The organism is Streptomyces sp. NPDC000348 (assembly GCF_042898795.1).
Classification (GTDB): Bacteria; Actinomycetota; Actinomycetes; order Streptomycetales; family Streptomycetaceae; genus Streptomyces.
In genome coordinates this window covers 21,439-47,377 of record NZ_JBIAZD010000015.1, presented here as the reverse complement: position 1 = coordinate 47,377, position 25,939 = coordinate 21,439, and the positions used below count along the sequence as shown (strand labels likewise).

19 protein-coding genes and 1 pseudogene are annotated in these 25,939 nt (G+C 71.9%); 17 read left to right on the top strand and 3 right to left on the bottom strand.

From position 1 onward, the window contains the following. Window positions 1-247 precede the first annotated feature (247 nt). From ACFY3N_RS26345 to serA, 5 genes are all read left to right on the top strand, one after another. Complete coding sequence (locus tag ACFY3N_RS26345; protein ID WP_390819205.1) at window positions 248-3,238, top strand: putative bifunctional diguanylate cyclase/phosphodiesterase; 2,991 nt, start codon at window positions 248-250, stop codon at window positions 3,236-3,238. Window positions 3,239-3,468: 230 nt separating this feature from the next. Then, window positions 3,469-5,319, top strand: a complete 1,851-nt coding sequence (locus ACFY3N_RS26340; protein WP_390819204.1) for an acetolactate synthase large subunit — start codon at window positions 3,469-3,471, stop codon at window positions 5,317-5,319. 21 nt (window positions 5,320-5,340) lie between these two features. Continuing rightward, window positions 5,341-5,865 carry an acetolactate synthase small subunit gene (gene ilvN / locus ACFY3N_RS26335; protein ID WP_030216544.1) on the top strand — a complete coding sequence of 175 codons (525 nt, stop codon included), beginning with the start codon at window positions 5,341-5,343 and terminating at the stop codon, window positions 5,863-5,865. 118 nt (window positions 5,866-5,983) lie between these two features. After that, complete coding sequence (gene ilvC / locus ACFY3N_RS26330) at window positions 5,984-6,982, top strand: ketol-acid reductoisomerase (protein WP_390819203.1); 999 nt, start codon at window positions 5,984-5,986, stop codon at window positions 6,980-6,982. Window positions 6,983-7,257: 275 nt separating this feature from the next. Beyond that, entirely contained in the window at window positions 7,258-8,847 is a 1,590-nt protein-coding gene (gene serA / locus ACFY3N_RS26325) for a phosphoglycerate dehydrogenase (RefSeq protein WP_390819202.1), read from the top strand. 250 nt (window positions 8,848-9,097) lie between these two features. Here serA and ACFY3N_RS26320 read toward each other — a convergent pair whose 3' ends face one another. Next, window positions 9,098-10,318 carry a PucR family transcriptional regulator gene (locus ACFY3N_RS26320; RefSeq protein ID WP_390819200.1) on the bottom strand — a complete coding sequence of 407 codons (1,221 nt, stop codon included), beginning with the start codon at window positions 10,316-10,318 and terminating at the stop codon, window positions 9,098-9,100. A 138-nt stretch (window positions 10,319-10,456) separates the two neighbouring features. On the opposite strand from ACFY3N_RS26320, the gene ACFY3N_RS26315 reads away from it, so the two are divergent. From ACFY3N_RS26315 to ACFY3N_RS26295, 5 genes are all read left to right on the top strand, one after another. Then, the gene (locus ACFY3N_RS26315; protein WP_390819199.1) at window positions 10,457-11,383 is read left to right on the top strand and encodes a proline dehydrogenase family protein; all 927 of its coding nucleotides are present in this window, start codon (window positions 10,457-10,459) and stop codon (window positions 11,381-11,383) included. A 173-nt stretch (window positions 11,384-11,556) separates the two neighbouring features. Beyond that, entirely contained in the window at window positions 11,557-13,188 is a 1,632-nt protein-coding gene (gene pruA / locus ACFY3N_RS26310; RefSeq protein WP_390819198.1) for an L-glutamate gamma-semialdehyde dehydrogenase, read from the top strand. Window positions 13,189-13,491: 303 nt separating this feature from the next. Then, window positions 13,492-13,623: a hypothetical protein gene (locus tag ACFY3N_RS26305; RefSeq protein ID WP_106982032.1), complete on the top strand. Its 132-nt coding sequence runs from the start codon at window positions 13,492-13,494 to the stop codon at window positions 13,621-13,623. Window positions 13,624-13,690: 67 nt separating this feature from the next. Next, window positions 13,691-14,734, top strand: coding sequence for a 3-isopropylmalate dehydrogenase (locus ACFY3N_RS26300; protein WP_390819197.1), 1,044 nt, complete (start codon window positions 13,691-13,693; stop codon window positions 14,732-14,734). 252 nt (window positions 14,735-14,986) lie between these two features. Beyond that, the gene (locus tag ACFY3N_RS26295; protein ID WP_390819196.1) at window positions 14,987-16,075 is read left to right on the top strand and encodes a branched-chain amino acid aminotransferase; all 1,089 of its coding nucleotides are present in this window, start codon (window positions 14,987-14,989) and stop codon (window positions 16,073-16,075) included. A 49-nt stretch (window positions 16,076-16,124) separates the two neighbouring features. On the opposite strand, the pseudogene ACFY3N_RS26290 reads toward ACFY3N_RS26295, so the two are convergent. Then, a pseudogene (locus ACFY3N_RS26290) lies at window positions 16,125-16,984 on the bottom strand (cytosine permease). 143 nt (window positions 16,985-17,127) lie between these two features. Here ACFY3N_RS26290 and ureA point away from each other — a divergent pair. From ureA to ACFY3N_RS26255, 7 genes are all read left to right on the top strand, one after another. Continuing rightward, window positions 17,128-17,832, top strand: coding sequence for an urease subunit gamma (gene ureA, locus ACFY3N_RS26285; RefSeq protein WP_390819195.1), 705 nt, complete (start codon window positions 17,128-17,130; stop codon window positions 17,830-17,832). After that, on the top strand, window positions 17,829-19,541 hold the full coding sequence (locus ACFY3N_RS26280; RefSeq protein ID WP_390819194.1) for an urease subunit alpha: 1,713 nt from the start codon (window positions 17,829-17,831) through the stop codon (window positions 19,539-19,541). The genes ureA and ACFY3N_RS26280 overlap by 4 nt, the downstream gene beginning before the upstream one ends. A gap of 8 nt (window positions 19,542-19,549) precedes the next feature. Continuing rightward, window positions 19,550-20,599: an agmatine/peptidylarginine deiminase gene (locus tag ACFY3N_RS26275; RefSeq protein ID WP_390819193.1), complete on the top strand. Its 1,050-nt coding sequence runs from the start codon at window positions 19,550-19,552 to the stop codon at window positions 20,597-20,599. A 9-nt stretch (window positions 20,600-20,608) separates the two neighbouring features. Then, complete coding sequence (locus ACFY3N_RS26270; protein ID WP_390819192.1) at window positions 20,609-20,866, top strand: hypothetical protein; 258 nt, start codon at window positions 20,609-20,611, stop codon at window positions 20,864-20,866. Beyond that, on the top strand, window positions 20,863-21,465 hold the full coding sequence (locus tag ACFY3N_RS26265) for a TetR/AcrR family transcriptional regulator (RefSeq protein WP_390819191.1): 603 nt from the start codon (window positions 20,863-20,865) through the stop codon (window positions 21,463-21,465). The genes ACFY3N_RS26270 and ACFY3N_RS26265 overlap by 4 nt, the downstream gene beginning before the upstream one ends. Before the next feature lie 619 nt (window positions 21,466-22,084). Then, on the top strand, window positions 22,085-23,689 hold the full coding sequence (cimA, locus tag ACFY3N_RS26260) for a citramalate synthase (protein ID WP_390819190.1): 1,605 nt from the start codon (window positions 22,085-22,087) through the stop codon (window positions 23,687-23,689). Between the two features lie 84 nt (window positions 23,690-23,773). Then, window positions 23,774-25,120, top strand: a complete 1,347-nt coding sequence (locus ACFY3N_RS26255) for a hypothetical protein (protein WP_390819189.1) — start codon at window positions 23,774-23,776, stop codon at window positions 25,118-25,120. 105 nt (window positions 25,121-25,225) lie between these two features. On the opposite strand, the gene ACFY3N_RS26250 is transcribed toward ACFY3N_RS26255, so the two are convergent. Then, window positions 25,226-25,831, bottom strand: a complete 606-nt coding sequence (locus ACFY3N_RS26250; RefSeq protein WP_390819188.1) for a YceI family protein — start codon at window positions 25,829-25,831, stop codon at window positions 25,226-25,228. Window positions 25,832-25,939 lie beyond the last annotated feature (108 nt).

Here is a 25,939-nt window from a genome sequence, read left to right as displayed (position 1 = left end):
GGGCAGGACACTGCGGACAGTGAGGGGGGCGACGGGCGATGCACGGCCTGAGGACGAGCGATCCGACGCGGCGGAGCCGTCGGCGACGAGCGTGGCGCGCGGCCGCGCGCGGCCGCGGTCACCACGGCGGCCACCACATCCGGCCCGGCGGCCCCCACGACGGCTTCGGCCGTCACCGCCGCGGGCGTGCCCACCCGGTGCACCGGGAGCCGAAGGGCCCGGGAGCGGAGCGGACCGGGAGGTACCGGTGAGTGCACCGACCTCCACCTCCACGCTCGACGGGGCACTGCGGCAGCAGCCCGCGCCGACGGCGCTGCCGGCCGGCGCCCCGGCCGCCGGCCGCCGGCCCGGTCCGGTCGCCCAACTCGTCCTGGCGCTGGTCTGCGCGGCCTACGCCGTCGGCGCCGCGTTCGGCTGGGGCTCGGAACATCTCGCGCTGATCATGGGCGACTTCGGACTGAGCGCCGCGGCCGGTGCCGCCGCCGTGTCCTGTTTCGTCTACGCCCGCAGCCCCCGCACCCGGTTCCGACCCGCCTGGCTGATGTTCGGCCTCTCCTCGGCCATGGCCTCCCTGGGCAATCTGGTCTGGGGGTGGTACGAGGTGGTCCTCGGGCTTCCCGTGCCCAGCCCCAGCTACGCCGACCTGTTCTTCCTGTGCTTCGCGCCGCCCGCCATCGTGGGACTGCTGGTGCTCGCCAAACGGCCCGTCACCAAGGCCGGCTGGGTCTGTCTCGCCCTGGACGCCTGGCTGATCGGCGGCTCCCTGCTCACCCTCGCGTGGAGCCTCGCGCTCGCCCAGGCCGCGCAGGCCGAGGGGCCGGGCGTCGCGCACACCGCGCTGTCCCTGGCGTACCCGCTGCTCGACATCGCCCTGGTCAGCATGGTGCTCGCGCTGCACTTCCGGCGCTCGGCGGTCAACCGGTCCGCGGTCAACACCGCGATCGGCGCGCTCGCGCTGACCGTGATGTGCGACGCCCTGTTCACCTCCCCGCTGCTGCACGCCGGCTACCGCTCCGGACAGCTGCTCGACGCGGGCTGGTTCGCCGGCTCGCTGCTCCTGGCGTACGCCCCCTGGACCGCGCCCCGCGGCGGACGGCCCGAGCGGGAGGGGCACACGCGCGTGGTCCGCGAGCACCTGCCCGGGCGGCGCGGCGCGCCGGACCACCACCACGGGCCGCCGCCCGGCGAGCACGGCCGGTACCCGCTCTCCCGGCCCATCGCCGGTTCCCTCGCCGCGCTCACGCCGTACCTCGCCGCGGCCGTGTGCACCCTGGGGATCCTCTACAACGTCCTCAACGGCCGCAGCGTCGACCGCGTCGTGCTGTTCACCGGGGGCACCGTGGTGCTCGCGCTCGTCGTGCGCCAGGGCATCATGCTGCTCGACAACATCACCCTCACCCAGGAACTGGCGCAGAAGGAGAACCACTTCCGCTCCCTGGTGCAGGGCTCCAGCGACGTCATCATGATCGCCGCCCCCAGCGGCATCCTCCGCTACGTCTCCCCGGCCGCCGCGGGGGTGTACGGCAGACCCGCGGAGGAACTGGAGGGGACCGAACTGGCCGGTCTCATCCACCCGGAGGACCTGGGCCGTGTCGTGCACGAGGTGCGCCGCTTCCTCGCCGCCGGCCCGGTCGAGGAACCCACCACCCGCATCGAGTGCCGCTTCCGCTCCGGCGACGGCGGCTGGCTGAACGTCGAGTCGACCGTCAACCGGCACCACGGCGGCCTGATCTTCAACAGCCGTGACGTGACCGAACGGGTGCGGCTCCAGGCACAGCTCCAGCACAACGCGGAGCACGACCCGCTGACCGACCTGCCCAACCGCGCCCTGTTCACCCGGCGCGTCCAGCAGGCCCTGTCCGGCCGTCGCGCCTCGGACCGGGGGGCCGCCCTCAGGGGCACCGCCGTGCTCTTCATCGACCTCGACGGCTTCAAGGGCGTCAACGACACCATCGGGCACCAGGCCGGCGACGAGCTCCTCGTCCAGGCCGCCCGCAGACTCCAGGACGCGGTCCGCAAGGGCGACACCGCCTCCCGCCTGGGCGGCGACGAGTTCGCGGCCCTGATCGTCGGGGACGGCGTCCGCGACCGGGACGCCCGCGAGCGGCACATCCTGGAGCTCGCCGACCGCCTGCGGGCGACCCTCTCCCAGCCCTACGTCATCGACGGCAACGATGTCCGCGTCAACGCCTCCATCGGCGTGGCCTTCGCCGAACCCGGCCTCGGCGCGGGCGAACTGCTGCGCAACGCCGACCTCGCCATGTACCGGGCCAAGGCCGCCGGCAAGGGCCGGGTGGAGCTGTACCAGCCGCAGATGCAGCAGGACGTGGTGCGCAGGGCGGAGCTGGCCACCCGGCTGCGCGCGGCGCTGCACCACGGCGAGTTCGCCCTGCTGCACCAGCCGGTGGTGTCCCTGGAGGACGGCCGGATCACCTCGGTCTGCGCCCAGGCGCGCTGGCGCTCCTCCCAGGGAGTGCTCTTCACCCCCGCGGAGTTCCTGCGCGTGGCCGAGGACAGCGAGAAGACCGCCGAGCTGGGCCGCTGGGTGCTGGAGGAGGCCGTCGAACAGGCCGCCGAACGGCACGCGACCGGTCTGCCCGTCCCGGTGGCCGTCCGGCTGAGCGCGCACCGGCTGCTGGACCGGTCACTGCCCCTGGGCTCGATCGAGGCCCTGCTGACCCGGCACGGGCTGCCGTCCGGCTCCCTGATCGTCGAGCTGGCCGACACCGACCCCAGGACGTCGCTCGAGGAGCTGGAGCGCCGGCTGACCGTGCTCAAGCGGCTCGGCGTCCGGATCGTGCTCGACGGCTTCGGCAGCGGACCCGCGGCGATCACGGCCCTCAGACGGCTCCCCGTCGACGTACTGAAGCTCGACCGGGGCCTGATCGACGGCGTGGTGGAGTCCGCGCGGCTGCACAAGATCACCAGCGGCCTGCTGCGGATCGCCTCCGACCTCGGGATGCAGTCCGTGGCCGACGGCGTGGATCTGCCCGAGCAGGTCGCGGCCCTGCGCGCGATGGGCTGCACGCACGGGCAGGGCAAGGCCTTCTCCGGGCCGCTGGACGAGTACCGGCTGCGCAGGGCGCTGGCCGCCGGGCACTACCCGGTGCCGCCCAAGCCGGCCGAACCCGTGTTCGTCGGCGGGGGCTCCGGGGTGTATTCCACCGGAGTGACCACCGTGTTCCAGGGCGGTACGGCACTGCGCTCACATAATGAGACTCCCGTCCCACCCACTTGACACTGGGTGCGCGCCGGGTGGAGGGTCAGTGCCATGCGCACCCGAATTCTCGTACTTGGAAAGCGCGTCGGCTGACGCTGAGCCTCCACCGCTCAGCGACCTCCACCCGGCGCGCTCCCCTCGCTTGCCTTACGGCACGAGGGGTTTTTTGTTGCACAGGCACCCGCCGAGCAGCACGCGTAACCCGCACGAACTTCGCAAAAACCCTCAGCATCGAGAAGAGAATGCCGATGACCGAGCAGGCCACCGGGGCCCATCACCCGCAGCCCCGGCCCCGATCCGGAGGACAGTCCGCCCCCGTCGAGCACGTCACGGGCGCACAGTCCCTCATTCGCTCTCTCGAGGAGGTCGGCGCCGACACGGTATTCGGCATTCCCGGCGGCACCATCCTGCCGGCGTACGACCCCCTGATGGACTCCACGCGGGTGCGCCACGTGCTGGTCCGTCACGAGCAGGGCGCCGGCCACGCGGCCACCGGTTACGCCCAGGCCACCGGCAAGGTCGGGGTGTGCATGGCGACGTCCGGTCCGGGCGCCACCAACCTGGTCACCCCGATCGCGGACGCGCACATGGACTCCGTGCCGCTGGTCGCGATCACCGGGCAGGTCGTGTCCAAGGCGATCGGCACGGACGCCTTCCAGGAGGCGGACATCGTCGGCATCACCATGCCGATCACCAAGCACAGCTTCCTGGTCACCAAGGCGGAGGACATCCCCCGGGCGATCGCCCAGGCGTTCCACATCGCCTCCACCGGCCGCCCGGGACCGGTCCTGGTCGACATCCCCAAGGACATCCTCCAGGCGAAGACCACCTTCTCCTGGCCGCCCACCATGGACCTGCCCGGCTACCGGCCCGTCACCAAGCCGCACGCCAAGCAGATCCGCGAGGCCGCCAAGCTGATCACCGCCGCCAGGCGGCCGGTCCTCTACGTCGGCGGCGGCGTCCTCAAGGCGCGGGCCACCGCCGAACTGAAGATGCTCGCCGAACTCACCGGAGCGCCCGTCACCACCACCCTGATGGCGCTCGGCGCGTTCCCCGACAGCCACCCGCTGCACGTGGGAATGCCGGGCATGCACGGTGCGGTCACCGCCGTCACCGCGCTGCAGAAGGCCGACCTGATCGTCGCCCTCGGAGCCCGCTTCGACGACCGCGTCACCGGCAAGCTGGACAGCTTCGCCCCGTACGCCAAGATCGTCCACGCCGACATCGACCCGGCCGAGATCGGCAAGAACCGCGCCGCCGACGTGCCGATCGTCGGTGACGCCCGCGAGGTCCTCGCCGACCTCATCCAGGCCGTCCAGAAGGAGCACGCCGAGGGCCACAAGGGCGACTACACCGCCTGGTGGAACGACCTGAACCGCTGGCGCGAGACCTATCCGCTCGGCTACGACCAGCCCGACGACGGCTCGCTCTCCCCGCAGCAGGTCATCGAGCGCATCGGACAGCTGGCGCCCGAGGGCACGATCTTCACGGCGGGCGTCGGCCAGCACCAGATGTGGGCCGCCCAGTTCATCCAGTACGAGAAGCCCGCCACCTGGCTGAACTCCGGCGGGGCCGGAACCATGGGCTACTCGGTCCCGGCCGCGATGGGCGCCAAGGCGGGCGCCCCCGACCGCGCCGTCTGGGCGATCGACGGCGACGGCTGCTTCCAGATGACCAACCAGGAGCTCACCACCTGCGCCCTGAACAACATCCCGATCAAGGTCGCCATCATCAACAACGGCGCCCTCGGGATGGTCCGCCAGTGGCAGAGCCTCTTCTACAACCAGCGCTACTCCAACACGGTGCTGCACTCCGGTCCCGGAGCCGACGCCACCGAGAAGAGCGCGGGCACCCGCGTCCCCGACTTCGTGAAGCTGTCGGAGGCCATGGGCTGCTACGCGATCCGCTGCGAGGACCCCGCCGACCTCGACAAGGTCATCGAGGAGGCCAACTCCGTCAACGACCGCCCGGTCGTCGTGGACTTCATCGTCCACGAGGACGCGATGGTGTGGCCGATGGTCGCCGCCGGCACCTCCAACGACGAGATCATGGCCGCCCGGGACGTCCGCCCCGACTTCGGCGACAACGAAGACGACTGAGAGCCGTAAAGGAAGCAGATCATGTCCAAGCACACGCTCTCCGTCCTGGTGGAGAACACCCCCGGCATCCTGGCCCGGATCGCCGCCCTGTTCTCCCGCCGCGGCTTCAACATCGACTCGCTCGCCGTCGGCGTCACCGAGCACCCCGACATCTCCCGCATCACCATCGTGGTGAGCGTCGAGGAGTTCCCGCTGGAGCAGGTCACCAAGCAGCTCAACAAGCTGGTCAACGTGCTGAAGATCGTCGAGCTCGAACCCGGGCAGGCCGTCCAGCGCGAACTCGTCCTGGTGAAGGTGCGCGCCGACAACGAGACGCGCTCCCAGATCGTCGAGATCGTCCAGCTGTTCCGCGCCAAGACCGTGGACGTCTCCCCGGAGGCCGTGACCATCGAGGCCACCGGCAGCAGCGACAAGCTGTCCGCCATGCTCAAGATGCTGGAGCCGTTCGGCATCAAGGAGCTCGTCCAGTCCGGCACGATCGCGATCGGACGCGGTGCCCGTTCCATCACCGACCGGTCGCTGCGCGCCCTGGACCGGTCGGCGTAAGACCCGTGAGCGGGCGGCCGGGACACGACCGGCCGCCCGTATGCCGAGACCGAGAAACTTCCCTTCCCCCCACCGGCATACGGTGGGACGCAACACCTGCACACAAGGAGAGAACCCAGTGGCCGAGCTGTTCTACGACGCCGACGCCGACCTGTCCATCATCCAGGGCCGCAAGGTCGCGGTCATCGGTTACGGCAGCCAGGGCCACGCCCACGCCCTGTCGCTGCGTGACTCGGGTGTCGACGTCCGCGTCGGTCTGCACGAGGGCTCCAAGTCCAAGGCCAAGGCCGAGGAGCAGGGCCTGCGCGTGGTGAGCCCGTCCGAGGCCGCCGCCGAGGCCGACGTCATCATGATCCTGGTCCCGGACCCGATCCAGGCCGAGGTCTACGAGAAGCACATCAAGGACAACCTGAAGGACGGCGACGCGCTGTTCTTCGGTCACGGCCTGAACATCCGCTACGGCTTCATCAAGCCCCCGGCCGGCGTGGACGTCTGCATGGTCGCCCCCAAGGGCCCGGGCCACCTGGTGCGCCGTCAGTACGAGGAGGGCCGCGGCGTTCCCTGCATCGCCGCCGTCGAGCAGGACGCCACCGGCAGCGCCTTCGCGCTGGCCCTGTCGTACGCCAAGGGCATCGGCGGCACCCGCGCCGGCGTCATCAAGACGACCTTCACCGAGGAGACCGAGACCGACCTGTTCGGCGAGCAGGCCGTCCTGTGCGGTGGCACCGCGGCGCTGGTCAAGGCGGGCTTCGAGACGCTGACCGAGGCGGGCTACCAGCCGGAGATCGCCTACTTCGAGTGCCTGCACGAGCTGAAGCTGATCGTGGACCTCATGTACGAGGGCGGCCTGGAGAAGATGCGCTGGTCGATCTCCGAGACCGCCGAGTGGGGCGACTACGTCACCGGCCCGCGGATCATCACCGACGCCACCAAGGCCGAGATGAAGAAGGTCCTCGCCGAGATCCAGGACGGCACCTTCGCCAAGAACTGGATGGACGAGTACCACGGCGGTCTGAAGAAGTACAACGAGTACAAGCAGCAGGACTCCGAGCACCTCCTTGAGACCACCGGCAAGGAGCTGCGCAAGCTCATGAGCTGGGTCGACGAGGAGGCGTAAGCCGTGCGCCCCGCGACGGCGCCGTGCGTGACGGGCGCCGTCGCGGGGCTTCGCCCCGGACCCCGCCGGACGGGCTGGACTCAGTTGGCCAGCCCGTACAGCCACTTCCGGGTGATCGATCCGCAGAGGCGCAAGACGACCCGCCCCGCGCCACTAGACTGCTGTACAACAAACGCGTCAGGCCCACAGTGTCGTGCGTCTTCCACGCGGCTAGCACTTCTTCACCGCCTGCGGCCGTCGGGACGGCCGTCCGCATTGGACTTGTGAGGACTCACGTGAGCTCGAAACCCGTCGTACTCATCGCTGAAGAGCTGTCGCCCGCCACCGTCGACGCACTCGGCCCGGACTTCGAGATCCGCCACTGCAACGGCGCGGACCGTGCCGAGCTGCTCCCGGCCATCGCCGAGGTGGACGCGATCCTGATCCGCTCGGCCACCAAGGTCGACGCCGAGGCGATCGCCGCCGCGAACAGGCTCAAGGTCGTCGCCCGCGCCGGCGTCGGCCTGGACAACGTCGACGTCTCCGCCGCCACCAAGGCCGGCGTGATGGTCGTCAACGCCCCCACCTCGAACATCGTGACCGCCGCCGAGCTCGCCTGCGGTCTGATCCTCGCCACCGCCCGCCACATCCCGCAGGCCAACGCCGCGCTGAAGAACGGCGAGTGGAAGCGCAGCAAGTACACGGGCGTCGAGCTCGCCGAGAAGACCCTCGGCGTCGTGGGCCTGGGCCGCATCGGCGCGCTGGTCGCCCAGCGCATGTCCGGCTTCGGCATGAAGGTCGTCGCCTACGACCCCTACATCCAGCCCGCGCGGGCCGCGCAGATGGGGGTCAAGGTCCTGTCGCTGGACGAGCTGCTCGAGGTCTCGGACTTCATCACCGTCCACCTCCCCAAGACCCCCGAGACCGTCGGCCTGATCGGCGACGAGGCGCTGCGCAAGGTCAAGCCGAGCGTGCGCATCGTCAACGCCGCGCGCGGCGGCATCGTCGACGAGGAGGCGCTGTACTCGGCGCTCAAGGAGGGGCGCGTCGCCGGCGCCGGCCTGGACGTGTACGCCAAGGAGCCGTGCACCGACTCCCCGCTGTTCGAGTTCGACCAGGTCGTCTGCACCCCGCACCTCGGCGCCTCCACCGACGAGGCGCAGGAGAAGGCCGGTATCGCCGTCGCCCGCTCGGTGCGCCTCGCCCTCGCCGGTGAGCTGGTCCCGGACGCGGTGAACGTGCAGGGCGGTGTCATCGCCGAGGACGTCAAGCCGGGCCTGCCGCTCGCCGAGCGCCTCGGCCGGATCTTCACCGCGCTCGCCGGTGAGGTCGCGGCCCGCCTCGACGTCGAGGTGTACGGCGAGATCACCCAGCACGACGTGAAGGTGCTGGAGCTGTCCGCGCTCAAGGGCGTCTTCGAGGACGTCGTCGACGAGACGGTGTCCTATGTCAACGCCCCGCTGTTCGCCCAGGAGCGCGGTGTCGAGGTGCGGCTGACCACCAGCTCGGAGTCGGCCGACCACCGCAACGTCGTCACCGTGCGCGGCACCCTCTCCGGCGGCGAGGAGATCTCGGTCTCCGGCACGCTGGCCGGTCCCAAGCACGTCCAGAAGATCGTCGCGGTCGGCGACTACGACGTGGACCTCGCGCTCGCCGACCACATGGTCGTCCTGCGCTACGAGGACCGTCCCGGTGTCGTCGGCACCGTGGGCCGCATCCTCGGCGAGGCGGGCATCAACATCGCCGGCATGCAGGTCGCCCGCGCGACGGTCGGCGGCGAGGCGCTCGCGGTGCTGACGGTCGACGACACGGTGGCCCCCGGGGTGCTGGCCGAGCTGTCGGCGGAGATCGGTGCGACCTCCGCCCGGTCGGTCAACCTGGTCTGACGTCACCGGGGGCGCCGCCCCCGGCTCCCGTCCGTCCTGAACGGACTCGTCCTCACACGCCGGACGGGCTGAATCGGTCAGCCCGTCCGGCGTTCTCGTTCTCCCCGTGTACCCGGACGTGCCGCAGCCCGGCCGCCGCCAGTCCCGCCGCCCCGAGGAGCAGCACCGTCGCCGCGATCGCCGCGCCCTGCATCCCGCTGGTGAACGCCTCCCGCGCCGCAGCCGTCAGGGCGTCTGGTCGAGGCCGCCGTCACAGACGCGAGGCCTTGAGGGTCATGTGCAGCAGCAGCCGGTCCTCGCCGTCGTCCAGGTCCAGGCCCGTGAGCTGCTCGATCCGGGACAGGCGGTAGTACAGGGTCTGGCGGTGGACGCCCAGCTCGGCCGCCGTGCGGCCGGCCTGGCCGGCGCGGTCGAGGTAGACCTCGGCGGTGCGGGCCAGTTCGGCGTGCGCGGGGGAGAGCAGGGGGGCGACGGCCGGATCGCGGGCGGCTCCCGGGGGCAGCGCGCTCAGCAGGCGGAAGGGGCCGATCGACGCCCACCGGGCGACCGGTCCGAGCCGGGGCTCGGCCAGCGCCGCCCGGGCCGACGCCGACGCCTCCTCCCAGGCCGCGCCCAGTTCGGCGAGACCCGCGCGGGGTGCGGCGATGCCGGCGGCCACCGGAGGGCCGCCCCGGCTCCCCGCCCGCTCCAGCAGCCGGGTGGCCGCCGTCGTCGCCGGGGCCTGCGCGTCCGCCGAGCGCAGCCGCAGCAGCAGGGCCAGGGACAGGGCCGTGGCGCCCCACGGAAGGGTGCACAGCGCCGTCGCCCCCGGCACCGTACGGACCGACGGGGCGTCGTCCGGGTCGGCGGAGGGCCAGGGGGCGACGCAGACCACCGTGTGCGGGCCCTCGGCGCGGCCGCCGAGGGCGGTGCGCAGCTCGGCGACGGCCATCTCCCGCTGCCAGTCCCGCTCCGCCGTCAGCACCGCCCGCAGTTCCCGCGTGAGGTCGGCGCCGTGCTGGGCCTCGTCCGCGAGCAGCGCACCGATCCGGGCCGTCACCCGCATGGCCGCGGCCAGCTGCCGCTCGGAGGGGCCCGGGTCGTAGTCGAGCAGCCAGACGTACCCGAGGACGACACCCCGATGGCGTACCGGCAGACAGACGCGATCCCGGTGGACACCCGCCTCCGGAGTGCGCGGGATGCGGACCGGGCCGGTCGCCCGGGTGATGCCGAAGCCCTCGAACCAGGCGCGGACGGCGGCCGTCGAACGGCGGGTCAGGATCGAGCGGGTGCGCACCGGGTCCAGCGCGGACGGATCGAGGTCGCCCTCGCTGTCGTACGCCCCGAAGGCGATCAGTTCGAAATCCCGGTTCTCCAGGGTCGCCGGAGCGCCGAGCAGCTCCGAGATCTCGTCCACCAGCTCCTGGTAGTCATCCCTGTGTTCCGACGTCACCCGGGCATTCTGCCGCAAAGCCCCGGGGCCTTCATACATCTGTCTGAGATCTGCGGCACGGATGCGTGACAGCTGTCGATGGCTCACGATCGGGGGCATCCGTAGGTTTCACGGTGGTTCTCCGTGCCGTGTCCGAATCGTCGGGTGACGGCCTCGTGCAGCTTGTGGAGGTGCCCCGTGCTGGGTCCCGTGATTCTCGCCGCGTCGCGCAGCGACCGGATGCGACGCCTGATCTCGGCGGCCCCGGTGACCAAGCAGGTCGTCGACCGCTTCATCCCCGGGGAGACCGTCGACGAGATCCTGCCGATCATCCGGGAACTCACCGGCAACGGCCTGGAACTCACCATGGACGTCGTCGGCGAGGACATCACCGCCCCCGAGCAGGCCGCCGCCGCCCGCGACGCCTACCTGGAGCTGATCGACCGGCTGGGGCCGCTGGAGCTCGGCACCCGCGCCGAGATGTCGGTGAAGCTGTCGATGTTCGGCCAGGCCCTCCCCGGCGGCCACGAGCTGGCGCTCGCCAATGTCCGCCCGGTCGTCGAGGCCGCCGCCGCGATCGGCACCACGGTCACGCTGGACGCCGAGGACCACACCACCCTCGACTCGATGTTCGCCATCCACGAGGAGCTGCGCAAGGACGTCCCGCAGACGGGCTGCGTCATCCAGGCCTACCTCTTCCGCACCGAGGACGACGCGCGCCGCCTCGCCGCGGCCGGCAGCCGCGTACGGTTGGTGAAGGGCGCCTACAAGGAGCCCGCCGAGGTCGCCCACCAGCAGAAGCACGAGATCGACAAGGCGTACGTGCGCATCCTGCGGACGCTGATGGAGGGCGAGGGCTACCCGATGATCGGGTCCCACGACCCGCGTCTGATCTCCATCGCCCAGGAGCTGGCCCGCACCGCCGGGCGCAAGCTCGACGAGTACGAGTTCCAGATGCTCTACGGCATCCGCGGCGACGAGCACCTGCGACTGGCCGCCGAGGGCCACCGCATGCGCGTCTACACGGCCTACGGCACCGACTGGTACGGCTACTTCATGCGCCGTCTGGCGGAGAAGCCCGCGAACCTGCGGTTCTTCCTGCGGAGCATGATCAGTCGTGGCTGAGACGACCCGGCTGTGCCGCGGCCCCGGCCCCGGCCGGGGGTCCGGGGGGCGTCCCCCGGGAAGGCACAGCACGCGCCGTCCGGCGGAGAAGCCCGCGAACCTGCGGGTCTTCGCCCGAAGCATGATCACCAAGGGCTGACACCACACCGTTCAGACAAGGAGTTACGGAAACCATGGACGCTGTGACCCAGGTCCCCACCCCCGTCAACGAGCCGGTGCACGGCTACGCCCCCGGGTCGCCCGAGCGCGCCCGGCTGGAGGCCAAGCTCAAGGAGCTGGCCGACAACCCGATCGACCTCCCCTGCACCATCGGCGGCGAGAAGCGGATGGGCGGCGGTGAGCGCTTCGACGTCGTGCAGCCGCACAACCACAAGGCCCGCCTGGGCACCTACGCCAACGCCACCCGGCAGGACGCACAGGACGCCATCGACGCGGCCCTCGCCGCCGCGCCCGCCTGGCGCGCGATGTCCTTCGACGACCGCGCGGCGATCATCCTGCGCGCCGCCGAGCTGCTGGCCGGCCCCTGGCGCGAGACCATCGCCGCCTCCACCATGCTGGGCCAGTCCAAGACCGCCCAGCAGGCCGAGATCGACAGCCCCTGCGAGCTGGTCGACTTCTGGCGGTTCAACGTCCACTACGCGCGCGGCATCCTCGCCGAGCAGCCCCCGGCCAACTCCCCGGGCGTGTGGAACCGCCTCGACCACCGCCCGCTGGAGGGCTTCGTCTACGCGATCACGCCGTTCAACTTCAGCGCCATCGCGGCCAACCTGCCCACCGCGCCCGCGCTGATGGGCAACGTGGTGGTCTGGAAGCCGTCCCCCACCCAGACCCACGCCGCCGTGCTGCTGATGCGGTTGCTGGAGGAGGCCGGTCTGCCCAAGGGCGTCATCAACCTCGTCACCGGCGACGGCCTCGAGGTCTCCGCGGTCGCCCTGGAGCACCGCGACCTGGCCGGCATCCACTTCACCGGCTCGACCAAGACCTTCCAGCACCTGTGGAAGACGGTCGGCAACAACATCGAGAAGTACCGCACCTACCCGCGTCTGGTCGGCGAGACCGGCGGCAAGGACTTCGTCGTCGCCCACCCGAGCGCCGACCGCGCGGTCCTCAAGACCGCGCTGACCCGCGGCGCCTTCGAGTACCAGGGCCAGAAGTGCTCCGCGACCTCCCGCGCCTACATCCCGGCGTCGATCTGGAACTCCGGCTTCAAGGAGGAGTTCGCGGCGGAGGTCGACGGCATCAGGATGGGTGACGTCACCGACCTGTCCAACTTCATCGGCGCCGTCATCGACGAGCGGTCCTTCGCCAAGAACAAGGCCGCCATCGACCGCGCCAAGGAGGACGCGTCCTGCACGATCGTCGCGGGCGGCTCCTACGACGACTCCGAGGGCTGGTTCGTGCGCCCGACCGTCATCGAGTGCGACGACCCGGAGAACGAGGTGTTCCGCACCGAGTACTTCGGCCCGATCCTCGCCGTGCACGTCTACGACGACGAGAAGTACGACGAGATGCTGACCCAGATGGAGTCGGTGTCGGACTACGCCCTCACCGGCTCGGTCATCGCGAACGACCGCGCGGCGGCGGCGTACACGATGGAGAAGCTGCGCTACGCGGCCGGCAACTTCTACATCAACGACAAGTCGACCGGCGCCGTCGTCGGCCAGCAGCCCTTCGGCGGCGGCCGTGCCTCCGGCACCAACGACAAGGCCGGAGCCCCGCAGAACCTGATGCGCTGGACGCTGACCCGCGCCATCAAGGAGACGCTGGTCCCGCCGACCGACTACGGCTACCCGCACATGGGCTGACGCCCACCCCGACCCCGGACGGGCCAGGTCACCCCCCGACCTGGCCCGTCCGGTGTTTTCGCAGGTGAGGGCGGTGTGACCCGAGCCACCGTCTCAGATAGTAGGAAGTCCGAGTAATTGTGCAGACAGGCGCAGTCCGCTCCTCTAGTTTTGTAGGAGCCGAACGACTCGCTCGATCAAGCGAACGGTGGTCGTGAGCCGGGCCCCGCGCAGGCAACCCCTGCGGCCCGACACTCCCCGCCCCTTCCGGCGTCTCGCACACCCCTTTCCGTGCTCCACGTATGCCGAAGGAGTCGATGACCCATGGCCGAGACGACCGTCCGCCGCCGCGTCCGTCACACCTCCCGCACCAGCGAATCCGACCGCAAGAACGCCGCCGCGGCGCTCCAGCGCGCCCTCGACCGCAGGGACAACGGCGGCTCGACCGGCCACTGACACGCCGACGGCGTCCGTATGCCGGACGCCGCATGTCATCCCGTGGGACGAGGAGTAGGGTGCCCGCATGTCTCGCAGCCTCAATCTCGCAGTGATCCCCGGTGACGGCATCGGCCAGGAGGTCGTGGCCGAAGGTCTGAAGGTCCTCTCCGCCGTCCTTCCGCAGGATGTGAAGCTGGAGACCAAGGAGTACGACTTCGGCGCCCGGCGCTACCACGCCACCGGTGAGACCCTCACCGACGCCGACCTCGACGAACTGAAGCGGCACGACGCCATCCTGCTCGGCGCCATCGGTGACCCGTCGGTCCCCTCCGGCGTCCTCGAGCGCGGCTTCCTGCTCAAGCTCCGCTTCGCCTTCGACCACCACGTCAACCTGCGTCCGTCGAAGCTCCTCCCGGGTGTCGCCACCCCGCTCGCCGGCCAGCCCGAGATCGACTTCGTCGTGGTCCGCGAGGGCACCGAGGGGCCGTACACGGGCAACGGCGGCACCATCCGCAAGGGCACGCCGCACGAGGTCGCCACCGAGGTGTCCGTGAACACGGCCTTCGGGGTCGAGCGCGTGGTCCGCGACGCCTTCGCCCGCGCCCAGGCCCGCCCGCGCAAGAAGCTCACGCTGGTCCACAAGAACAACGTGCTGACCTTCGCCGGTCACCTGTGGACGAACGTCTTCAACAAGGTGGCCGAGGAGTACCCCGAGGTCACCACCGACTACATCCACGTCGACGCCGCGACGATCTACCTCGTCACCGACCCGGCCCGCTTCGACGTCATCGTCACCGACAACCTCTTCGGCGACATCATCACCGACCTCGCCGCGGCCGTCTCCGGCGGCATCGGCGTCGCGGCCTCCGGCAACATCAACCCGGACCGCGCCTACCCGTCCATGTTCGAGCCCGTGCACGGCTCGGCCCCGGACATCGCCGGCCAGGGCAAGGCCGACCCCAGCGCCACGGTCCTGTCCGTCGCCCTCCTGCTGCGCCACCTCGGCCACGACGCCGAGGCGGCCCGCATCGAGGACGCCGTCTCCGCCGACCTCGCGGAGCGCGGCGGCCTGCCCGCCCGCAGCACCTCCGAGATCGGCGACGCGCTCGCCGCGCGAGTAGCCGGCTGATCCGGCGCGCTCCCTCGAAGAACATTCGAAGCCGCCGGGTCGCATCCGCACCCGGCGGCTTCCCCCTGTCCCCGCCGGGTGCCACCATCGACCACCGGGCCGCATTCACCCTGTTCCTCCCGCCGTCGCTCCCGGGCGATAATCGAACGCGGAGCCGCGGAATGAGGGAATGCTCGGACGTCCTAGCACTGGCCACCGGCCGTACGGGCGTGTGCGCGGCCCGTCACTACAACCGGTGAAGGACAACCACTCATGACGACGCCCACGATCGAGCTCAAGCCCTCGGCGCACCCGCTCTCGGACACAGAGCGCGAGGCGATCCTGGCCAACCCCGGGTTCGGCCGCCACTTCACCGATCACATGGTGACGATCAAGTGGACCGAGGGCCGCGGCTGGCACGACGGCCAGCTCGTCCCGTACGCGCCGATCTCCCTCGACCCCGCGACCACCGTCCTGCACTACGCGCAGGAGATCTTCGAAGGGCTGAAGGCCTACCGACGGCCCGACGGTTCCGTCGCCACCTTCCGCCCCGAGAAGAACGCCGAGCGCTTCCAGCGCTCCGCCAAGCGCCTCGCGATGCCCGAACTACCGGTCGAGACCTTCATCGAGGCGTGCGACGCCCTCGTCGCCCAGGACAAGGCGTGGGTGCCGGCGCACGGCGGCGAGGAGTCCCTCTACCTGCGTCCCTTCATGATCGCCACCGAGGTCGGACTGGGCGTGAAGCCCGCCAACGAGTACCTCTTCCTGGTCATCGCCTCGCCGGCCGGCGCGTACTTCCCGGGCGGTGTGAAGCCGGTCTCCATCTGGGTCTCCGAGGACCGCGTCCGCGCCGTCCCCGGCGGCATGGGCGACGCCAAGACCGGCGGCAACTACGCGGCCTCCCTGCTCGCGCAGGCCGAGGCCGCCGCCAAGGGCTGCGACCAGGTCTGCTACCTCGACGCGGTCGAGCACCAGTGGGTCGAGGAACTGGGCGGCATGAACCTGTACTTCGTGTACGGCGACAGGATCGTCACCCCCAGCCTCAGCGGCTCCATCCTGGAGGGCGTCACCCGTGACTCCCTGCTGGACGTCGCCCGCGACCTCGGCTACGAGGCCGTCGAGGAGCGCGTCTCCGTCGAGCAGTGGCAGCGCGACTCGGAGAACGGCACCCTCACCGAGGTCTTCGCCTGCGGCACGGCGGCCGTCATCACCCCGGTCGGAACCGTGAAGCGGGAGGGTGCCGAGTGGCGGCAGAGCGGGGGCGAGCCCGGCGAGGTCACCCTCCGGCTGCGCCGGGCCCTCCTCGACATCCAGCGGGGCACGGCCGAGGACCGGCACGGCTGGATGCACCAGCTGGCGTAGGGCGCCGGTGCGGGCGGGGCACCGGGGCTCCGTCCCCGGGCCCCCGGGCTCAAGCGGCCTCGTCCTCGAACGCCGGACGGGCCGCGGGGACCGTCGCGGCCGGGTTCCGCTCCATGGAGCCCGGGGCCGACAGCGGGTACGCCGCGCCTCCCGCCGGCCCCGACAGCGGGAAGCTCGCGTCCACCCCGTCCGTGAGCGCCGCCGGCGGGCCCCCGTACGACGGCAGGGAGACCGCCGGCACGCCGACGGTCGCGCCGAGCGCCCAGGAGACCGTCGCCGGGACGTTCCAGCCGGCGGTGCACCAGTGGCACCGCCCCGGGCACGGCGGTTGAGGACCTGGAGCGCGTCGGCGTCGTGGACCCCGCGGCAGCGGGCGAAGCCGATGAGGGTGATCACGGCCCACGGGGTGCCGATCGCGGTGAGCAGCGGCACGAACGACGTCATCGCGTCCTGGGCCGTCGCCAGGTGGTGCCCGGCGGACACGCGGACCGTGGCGCTCACGACGACCACGTACGTGCAGTCCGAACAGCCGCTCGCGCACCCCACCGTCACGTCCCCGCCGATCCACACGGTCGGCGCCGTGTACCCGGGCGCCGGCGGCGGCCCGGTCACCGAGCCCACCAGCCGCCCCCGCACGCCGAACCGGGCGCCCGAGGAGGCGGACAGGTGGGCCGCCGTGCGCAGCGGGACCAGCGCCGGCGGGGCGGTGAACACCGTGCCGACGACCGTGCCGACGACCACCGAGCCGACCGACGACCACCGGTCCAGGCCGAAGGACGGCGGCAGCCACCCGAAGACGATCACCCCCGGACAGAGGTTGGACCCCAGCGGGATCGAGACGAGGTCCCGCGGTCCGCTGGTGCGTTCCGCCTCGGGGACGGTGTCGGCTCCGCGCTGTTCCCTCTGCACGGCCGGTCTCCGCCGAAGGGTCGGCTGGTTTTAGAGCGACGCTCAATGTGTTGGTTGAATGTGCTCCCCGTCAACAGTTCCACAACAGGAATCAAAGGTTTAGAGTGACGCTCTAAAAGGGGAAGGCAAGGAGGTGCCGAGTCGTGAGGCTGACCCCCACGGAACGTGACCGGCTGCTGCTCTTCGGGGCCGCCGAGCTGGCCCGGGCCCGCCGGGCCAGGGGGCTTCGACTGAACGTCCCCGAGGCGACGGCCCTGATCGCCGACACCGTGTGCGAGGCCGCCCGCGACGGTGCGCGCCTCGCCGAGGCCGTCGAACGCGCCCGGTCGGTGCTCGGACCCGACGACGTGCTGCCCGGGGTCGCGGACGTGGTCACCGAGGTGCACGTCGAGGCCGTCTTCGACGACGGTTCCCGGCTCGCGGTCGTCTCCGCCCCGATCGGCGGCGGGCTGGGCGAGCGGGCTCCGGGAGCACTGCTGCCCGGCCCGCGGCACACCGAGCCCGAGGCGGTGGTACGGCTGACCGTCACCAACACCGCCGCCGTACCCGTCTCGGTGACCTCCCACTTCCACTTCTTCGAGGCCAACCCGCGCCTGGACTTCCGGCGCGCCGACGCCTACGGCATGCGGCTCGCCGTGCCCGCCGGGTCGTCCGTGCGCTTCGGGCCGGGCGAGACCCGTGAGGTCGGGCTCGTGCCGATCGGCGGCGCACGCGTCGCCATCGGCTTCGCCGGCCTGGTCGACGGCCCCCTGGACGCGCCGGGCGCGAGGGAGGAGGCGCTGCTCCGGGCGGCGGCCTGCGGATACCTCGGCGCCGCACCCGAAGGACCGGAAGGAGACGGGCGATGAGCCGCTCGAAGGGACGCGAGGCCGGCGAGGCCGTGCACCTGGACCCCCACGCCTACGCCGCCGCCCACGGCCCCCGCGCCGGCGACCGCGTCCGCCTCGGCGACTCGGGCCTCGTGATCCGCGTCGAGTCCGACGCCCAGCGGTACGGCGACGAGTTCCTCGCCGGCTTCGGCAAGACCGCCCGCGACGGGCTGCACCTCAAGGCCGCCGCCGTCCGCGAGACCTGTGACGTCGTGATCAGCAACGTGGTGGTGGTCGACGCCGTCCAGGGGATCCGGAAGGTCTCCATCGGGATCAGACAGGGGCGGATCTGTTCCCTCGGGCGCGCGGGCAATCCCGACACCCTCGACGGCGTGGACGTCGTGGTCGGCACGGGCACCTCGATCGTGTCCGGCGAGGGGCTGATCGCCACCGCCGGGGCCGTCGACACCCACGTCCACCTGCTCTCCCCGCGCATCATGGAGGCGTCGCTGGCCTCGGGGGTCACCACGGTCATCGGGCAGGAGTTCGGCCCGGTCTGGGGCGTCGGCGTCAACTCGCCCTGGGCGCTCAAGCACGCCTTCGGCGCCTTCGACGCCTGGCCGGTCAACATCGGCTTCCTGGGCCGGGGTTCCTCGTCCCACGAGGCGCCGCTGATCGAGGCGCTCGCCGAGGGAGGCGCGTCCGGCTTCAAGGTGCACGAGGACATGGGCGCCCACACCCGGGCCCTGGACACGGCGCTGCGGGTCGCCGAGGACCACGACGTCCAGGTCGCCCTGCACAGCGACGGACTGAACGAGTGCCTGTCGGTCGAGGACACCCTGAAGGTGCTGGAGGGACGTACCGTCCACGCCTTCCACATCGAGGGCTGCGGCGGCGGACACGTCCCCAACGTGCTGAAGATGGCGGGCGTGCCGAACGTCATCGGCTCCTCCACCAACCCCACCCTGCCCTTCGGCCGGGACGCGGTCGCCGAGCACTACGGCATGATCGTCTCCGTCCACGACCTCAAGACCGACCTGCCCGGCGACGCCGCCATGGCCCGCGACCGCATCCGCGCCGGAACCATGGGCGCCGAGGACGTGCTGCACGACCTGGGCGCCATCGGCATCACCTCCTCCGACGCGCAGGGCATGGGCCGCGCGGGCGAGACGGTCCGCCGCACCTTCGCCATGGCCGGGAAGATGAAGGCCGAGTTCGGCGCGCCCGAGGACCACGACAACGAGCGGGTCCTGCGGTACGTCGCCAAGCTGACCATCAACCCCGCGATCGCCCACGGCCTCGCCCACGAGGTGGGCTCGATCGAGACCGGCAAGCTCGCCGACATCGTGCTGTGGCGGCCGGAGTACTTCGGTGCCAAACCCCAGCTGGTGCTCAAGGCCGGCTTCCCCGCGTACGGAGTGGTCGGCGACCCCAACGCGGCGACCGACACCTGCGAACCCCTGGTCCTGGGACCGCAGTTCGGGGCGTACGGCGCCACTCCCGCCGACCTCTCGGTCGCCTTCGTCGCCCGGGCGGCCGTCGAGCAGGGCCACGACACCATGCCGACCCGGCGCCGCAGGGTCGCGGTGCGCGGCACCCGCGGCATCGGCCCCGCCGACCTGCGCCTCAACTCCCGCACCGGAGCCGTCGAGGTCGACGCGCGCACCGGACTCGTCACCCTCGACGGGGAACCGCTCCGCTCCCGGCCCGCCGACTCGGTCTCCCTCAACCGCCTCTACTTCCTCTGAGGACCCACATGAACACGCCCGCGTCCGACGGCTTCCGCATGCCCGCCGAGTGGACCCCGCACGAGCGCACCTGGATGGCCTGGCCCGGCCCCAACCACACCTTCGCCGACCCCGGTGAACTCGCCGCCGCCCGCACCGCCTGGGCGGCGGTGGCCCGCGCGGTCCGCCGCTTCGAGCCGGTGACGGTGGTGTGCGGCACCGGGCAGTCGGACGGGGCGCGGGCCCTGCTCGGCCCCGGCGTCGACACCGTCGAGCGGGACCTCGACGACGCCTGGATGCGGGACATCGGGCCCACGTTCCTCACCGACGGCGCGGGCGGGCTGGCCGCCGTCGACTGGACGTTCAACGGCTGGGGCGCCCAGGAGTGGGCCCGCTGGGAGCACGACGCGAAGATCGCCGCGTACGTCTCGGACCTCGCGGGGGCCCGGACGTACGCCTCGCGGCTGGTCAACGAGGGCGGCGCGATCCACGTCGACGGCGAGGGAACGGTGCTGCTGACGGAGACGGTCCAGCTCGGCCCGGAGCGCAACCCCGGCTGGTCCCGCGAGGAGGTCGAGGCGGAGATCCACGCCCACCTCGGCACCCGCAAGGCGATCTGGCTGCCGCGCGGCCTCACCGGCGACTATCCCCCCGACGGCTTCGGCACCCTCGGCCATGTGGACATCGTCGCGGCCTTCGCCCGCCCCGGTGTGGTCGTGGCCCATGTGCAGCCCGACCCGGCGCACCCGGATCACGAGGTCACCAAGGAGACCGTCGGCCTGCTGAGGTCGCAGACGGACGCGCGCGGCCGCCGCCTGGAGGTCGTCGAGGTCCCCGCCCCGACCGTCCTGGAGGCCGACGGACACTGGGCCGACTACTCCTACATCAACCACTACCTCTGCAACGGCGGCGTCGTGCTCTGCGGGTTCGACGACCCGCGCGACGAGACCGCGGCCGGGATCTTCCGCCGCCTCTTCCCCGAGCGCACGGTGACGCTCGTCGACGCGCGCACCGTCTTCGCGGGCGGCGGCGGCATCCACTGCGTCACCCAGCAGCAGCCGAAGGCCCTCGTCGGGTAGAACGTACGGGTGAACGTACTGCCCTGCGCCACCTGCGGAACACGGCTGACCGCGCCGGTCCGCCGGCTCGACGGGATGCCCGGGTACTCCGGCTGGGACGGGCTGCCGGGCCCGGACGGGCGGGCCGGGACCGGCCACGTCCGTGCGTGCGGGGCCGGCCACGTCCGTGCGTGCGGGGCCGAGGCGGCGATCGTGGCCGCCGACCGCACCGGCGGATACGGGACCCGGCCCGTCCCGGACGCCGTCCACGTGGAGGCCGCCCGGTGACCACCCGCCGCCGCACCCCCGCGCCGCCCCGCGAGGACGTCCTCGCCGCCGCCATGGCGATGATCGCCGAACGGGGCCTGGAACAGCTGACCATGGCCGCCCTCGGCCGTGAAGTCGGCATGAGCAGCGGTCACCTGATCTACTACTTCCGCTCCAAGGACGAGTTGCTGCTGCGCACCCTGGAGTGGAGCGAGGGCCGCCTCGGCACCGAGCGGGCCCGGCTGCTCGCCCGCCCCGCCACCGCCCGCGAACGCCTCGACGCCTACGTCGGCCTGTACGTTCCCGACGGCCACCGCGACCCGCACTGGACGCTGTGGCTGGAGGTCTGGAACCGCTCGCAGAACGCGGGCGCCGACGCCCGCGACCGGCAGGCCGCCATCGAGGGCGCCTGGCACCGCGACCTGGTGGCGCTGCTGGCCGAGGGCGTCTCCCGGGGCGAGTTCCGCCCCGTCGACGCCGACCGCTACGCGGCCCGCCTCCGCGCGCTGCTCGACGGCCTCTCCATCCATGTGGCGATCGGCCTGCGCGGCACGGACCGGACACAAGTCCTCTCCCACGTACGGGAGTTCCTCGCCGAAACGCTTCTCGCGGACGCCTGAACCCGCGCCCGGGCCGTACGCGGAACACCGCGTCGACCGGCCGGCTCCGGCGAGCCCCCGGCGCGGGGCCGGGCGGAGCCGCGCCCCGCGGTCGGACGGCCGGGGCCGGCCGGTGTCCGCCTCCGCGGCCTGCGCACCGGGAGCACCCGGCCGATCGGCGAGTCCGTCACCTCGGGGCCCGTGGCGGACGCCTGCGCGACGGCCTTCCGGCCGGGTGCGGGCATCCCGGCCGGATCGGCCTCGGCGGCGCGCCCGCCCGGCTCGTCCCGGACGACACCGGCGGTCACCACGACGGCTTCGTCCGCCGCCTGCGCGAGCACGCACCGCCCGCATCCTGAGACGGACCGTGAGCGCGGGGGCGGATTGTGCCAGACTGCCGCCGTGCTCTCGTTCGCCACGATTATTGGCAGCAGGCGCGCCGGTCCGCAGTGACCGCACGTACGACACCGTACGGGCGGACACCGTCGTCCTCGACCCGCGCGCAGACCTCTCGCACCCGCGAGGGGTTTTTCTGTTTCCTGGCCCACCCGCAGCCGGGGAACGGGGCGTGAGGGACCATGGGGGAACGGTGGAACCGGTCATTCCGGTAGACCGAGATCAACTCAGGAGCCTTCAGACCATGACCGCAACCAGCGAGCCCGACGACTCGTTCCACGTCTTCGACACCACCCTGCGCGACGGCGCCCAGCGTGAGGGCATCAACCTCACGGTCGCCGACAAGCTGGCCATCGCCCGGCACCTGGACGAGTTCGGCGTGGGCTTCATCGAGGGCGGCTGGCCCGGCGCGAACCCCCGGGACACCGAGTTCTTCGCCCGTGCCCAGCAGGAGATCGAGTTCCGGCACGCCCAGCTGGTCGCCTTCGGCGCCACCCGCCGCGCCGGCTCCACCGCCGCGAAGGACCCCCAGGTCAGGGCGCTCCTCGACTCCGGCGCGCAGGTGATCACGCTGGTCGCGAAGTCCCACGACCGCCATGTCGAGCTCGCCCTGCGCACCACCCTCGACGAGAACCTCGAGATGGTCCGCGACACGGTGTCCTTCCTCAAGGGGGAGGGCCGCCGGGTCTTCGTCGACTGCGAGCACTTCTTCGACGGCTACCGCGCCAACCCCGAGTACGCGAAGTCGGTGGTCCGCGCCGCCGCCGAGGCCGGCGCCGACGTCGTCGTCCTGTGCGACACCAACGGCGGCATGCTCCCGGCGCAGATCCAGGCCGTGGTCTCCACCGTGCTCGCCGACACGGGCGCCCGGCTCGGCATCCACGCCCAGGACGACACCGGCTGCGCGGTCGCCAACACCCTCGCCGCCGTCGACGCGGGCGCCACCCACGTGCAGTGCACCGCCAACGGCTACGGCGAGCGGGTCGGCAACGCCAACCTGTTCCCGGTCGTGGCCGCCCTGGAACTGAAGTACGGCAAGCAGGTCCTGCCCGAGGGTCGGCTGCGGGAGATGACCCGCATCTCGCACGCCATCGCCGAGGTCGTCAACCTCACCCCCTCCACGCACCAGCCGTACGTCGGCGTCTCCGCCTTCGCGCACAAGGCCGGACTGCACGCCTCCGCGATCAAGGTCGACCCGGACCTCTACCAGCACATCGACCCCGAGCAGGTCGGCAACACCATGCGGATGCTGGTCTCCGACATGGCCGGGCGCGCCTCCATCGAGCTCAAGGGCAAGGAGCTCGGCATCGACCTCGGCGGCGACCGCGAACTGGTCGGCCGGGTCGTCGAGCGGGTCAAGGAGCGCGAGCTCAAGGGCTACACGTACGAGGCGGCCGACGCCTCCTTCGAGCTGCTGCTGCGCGCGGAGGCCGAGGGCGGGCCGCTGAAGTACTTCGACGTCGAGTCCTGGCGCGCGATCGTCGAGGACCGCCCCGACGGCACCCACGCCAACGAGGCCACGGTGAAGCTGTGGGCCAAGAGCGAGCGCATCGTCGCCACCGCGGAGGGCAACGGCCCGGTCAACGCCCTGGACCGTGCCCTGCGCGTCGCCCTGGAGAAGATCTACCCGCAGCTCGCCAAGCTGGAGCTGGTCGACTACAAGGTCCGCATCCTGGAGGGCAAGCACGGCACGCAGTCGACGACCAGGGTCCTGATCTCCACGTCCGACGGGGCGGGGGAGTGGTCGACGGTGGGCGTCGCCGACAACGTCATCGCCGCTTCCTGGCAGGCGCTGGAGGACGCCTACGCGTACGGGCTGCTGCGGGCCGGCGTGGAACCGGCGTCGTAGGAAACCGGGACCGGCGGGGCGGCCCCGGGACTCCCTGCCGGTCCGGATGTCCGTTTTCGAACGGATTCGGGTAGCTTCGAAGGTATGAAGGCCGCGTCGATGCGTACCCTCGTACGCCTGCTGATCGTGCCGGTGACCGCCGTACTGGCGCTCCTGACGGCCGGTGCGCCCGGGGCGCAGGCGGCCACGGACATCTCGGAGATCGCCCGCGCACTGCGGGAGAGCCCCGTCTACGTCGACCCCGGGGCCCGGGACATCCTGGCCGAGTCCGACGCGGAGGCCCTCGCCGCCAGGATCGAGGACGCGGACGCGCCGGTCTTCGTGGCGGTCCTCCCGGCGGACTACCCGACGCAGAACCTCTTCCGGAACCTGCGCACCGAGACCGGCGTCACCGGTCTGTACGGCATCCGCCTCGGCGACCGGTTCGACGCGCGTGCCGACAGCAGCGTGCTCAGCCGCCAGGGCGTGCGGAACCTGGTCCTGTCCGTGCAGGACACCGGTGACGCCAAGGCCCAGCTGAACGACTTCGTCGACAACGCGCTGCGCGACACCGGCGGCTCCGCGCCGAACTCGTGGAGCGACGGGTCCGGCGGTGGCGTCCCCGTCGGCGGGCTGATCACCGTCGGCACGGTGCTGGTGGCCGGCGGCGCGGGCGCGTACGTCCTGACCCGGCGCAACCGGCGGCGCCACGAGGAGGAGCAGGGGGCCGCGCTGGAGAAGCTGCGGGTGGTGGTGGACGAGGACATCACCGCGTTCGGCGAGGAACTCGACCGCCTCGACTTCCACCCGGCCGAGCCCGGCGCGGACGACGCGATGCGCGCGGACTACGAGCACGCGCTGGACGCCTACGAGCGGTCCAAGTCGTTCATGGCCGCGGCCCGCAAACCGGAGGACGTCCGGGCCGTCACCGAGGCCGTGGAGGACGGCCGCTTCGCCCTCGCCTCGCTCGCCGCACGCCGGGAGGGACGCCCGCTGCCGGAGCGCCGCCCGCCCTGCTTCTTCGACCCGCGCCACGGCCCCTCGGTCGCCGACGCCGTCTGGACGCCGCCGGGCGGCGCCGAACGCGAGGTCCCGGTGTGCGCGGCCGACCGGGCCCGGCTGGCCGACGGGCGCGATCCCGTCGTCCGCGAGGTCGACACCGAGTACGGGCGCCGGCCCTACTGGGACGCCGGTCCCGCGTACGGCCCCTGGGCCGGCGGCTACTTCGGCGGCGGCCTGCTGCCCGGACTGCTCGTCGGCACCATGCTCGGCGGCATGATGGCCGGCCCCGCCTACGCGGCCGACTACGGCGCCGGCTACGGCGACTTCGGCGGCTACCAGGGAGGCGACGTCTCGGGCGCCGACTTCGACGGCGGGGACTTCGGCGGTGACTTCGGCGGCGGTGACTTCGGCGGCGGAGGCGGAGGCGGGGACTTCGGCGGCGGCTTCTGAGCCGTCGGGATCTCCTCCGGACACGCCGAGCGCCCGCCCTCCCGTACGGGGGAGTGGGGGGCGGGCGCGCTCGGGGGGACGCCGGGCGGGGCGCCGTCGGCGGGATCAGGCGTTGCGGATCGCCGAGATGTCGAAGTTCAGCTTGATCTTGTCGGAGACCAGGACGCCGCCCGTCTCCAGCGCCGCGTTCCAGGTCAGGCCCCACTCGGAGCGCAGGATCTCCGCCTTGCCCTCGAAGCCGACGCGCTCGTTGCCGAAGGGGTCCTTCGCGGCGCCGTTGAACTCCAGGTCGATGGTGAGCGGCCGGGTGGTGCCCAGGATGGTCAGGTCACCGGTGATGCGGTAGTCATCGCCGCCGAGGGCCTCCGCCCCGGTGGTGCGGAAGGTCATCGTCGGGAACTCCTCCGTCCTGAAGAAGTCGGCGCTCTTCAGGTGGCCGTCACGGTCGGCGTTGCCCGTGTCGATGCTGTCCATCACCACGTCGATGGTGGCCGTGGACTTCGACGGGTCGGTGCCGTCGAGGTGCAGCGTGCCGGTGAAGTCCTGGAAGCCGCCCTTGACGTTGGTGACCATGGCGTGCCGGGCGACGAAGCCGAACGTGCTGTGCGCGGGGTCGATCGTGTAGTCGCCGCTCAGCGCGGCCAGGTCCGGGTTCACCGCGGTGGTGGTGGCGGTGGCGGTCTCGTTGTCCTTGCGGCCGAAGATGCCCATGGTGTTCCTCCTGAAGGGATCACGTTGAATGTTCAACTAACTCGACGGGATCCACCGTAGACCCATTCCGTTTAAGTTTCAACATGTCTGGCGAAGGTGGCGCGATTG

Coding starts and splice junctions, on each gene's coding strand:
- ACFY3N_RS26340 (WP_390819204.1), top strand. CDS start 3,469: ATGACCGAGCAGGCCACCGGGGCCCATCACCCGCAGCCCCGGCCCCGA.
- ilvN (WP_030216544.1), top strand. CDS start 5,341: ATGTCCAAGCACACGCTCTCCGTCCTGGTGGAGAACACCCCCGGCATC.
- ACFY3N_RS26320 (WP_390819200.1), bottom strand. CDS start 10,318: ATGTATGAAGGCCCCGGGGCTTTGCGGCAGAATGCCCGGGTGACGTCG.
- pruA (WP_390819198.1), top strand. CDS start 11,557: ATGGACGCTGTGACCCAGGTCCCCACCCCCGTCAACGAGCCGGTGCAC.
- ACFY3N_RS26305 (WP_106982032.1), top strand. CDS start 13,492: ATGGCCGAGACGACCGTCCGCCGCCGCGTCCGTCACACCTCCCGCACC.
- ACFY3N_RS26300 (WP_390819197.1), top strand. CDS start 13,691: ATGTCTCGCAGCCTCAATCTCGCAGTGATCCCCGGTGACGGCATCGGC.
- ACFY3N_RS26295 (WP_390819196.1), top strand. CDS start 14,987: ATGACGACGCCCACGATCGAGCTCAAGCCCTCGGCGCACCCGCTCTCG.
- ACFY3N_RS26280 (WP_390819194.1), top strand. CDS start 17,829: ATGAGCCGCTCGAAGGGACGCGAGGCCGGCGAGGCCGTGCACCTGGAC.
- ACFY3N_RS26275 (WP_390819193.1), top strand. CDS start 19,550: ATGAACACGCCCGCGTCCGACGGCTTCCGCATGCCCGCCGAGTGGACC.
- cimA (WP_390819190.1), top strand. CDS start 22,085: ATGACCGCAACCAGCGAGCCCGACGACTCGTTCCACGTCTTCGACACC.
- ACFY3N_RS26255 (WP_390819189.1), top strand. CDS start 23,774: ATGAAGGCCGCGTCGATGCGTACCCTCGTACGCCTGCTGATCGTGCCG.
- ACFY3N_RS26250 (WP_390819188.1), bottom strand. CDS start 25,831: ATGGGCATCTTCGGCCGCAAGGACAACGAGACCGCCACCGCCACCACC.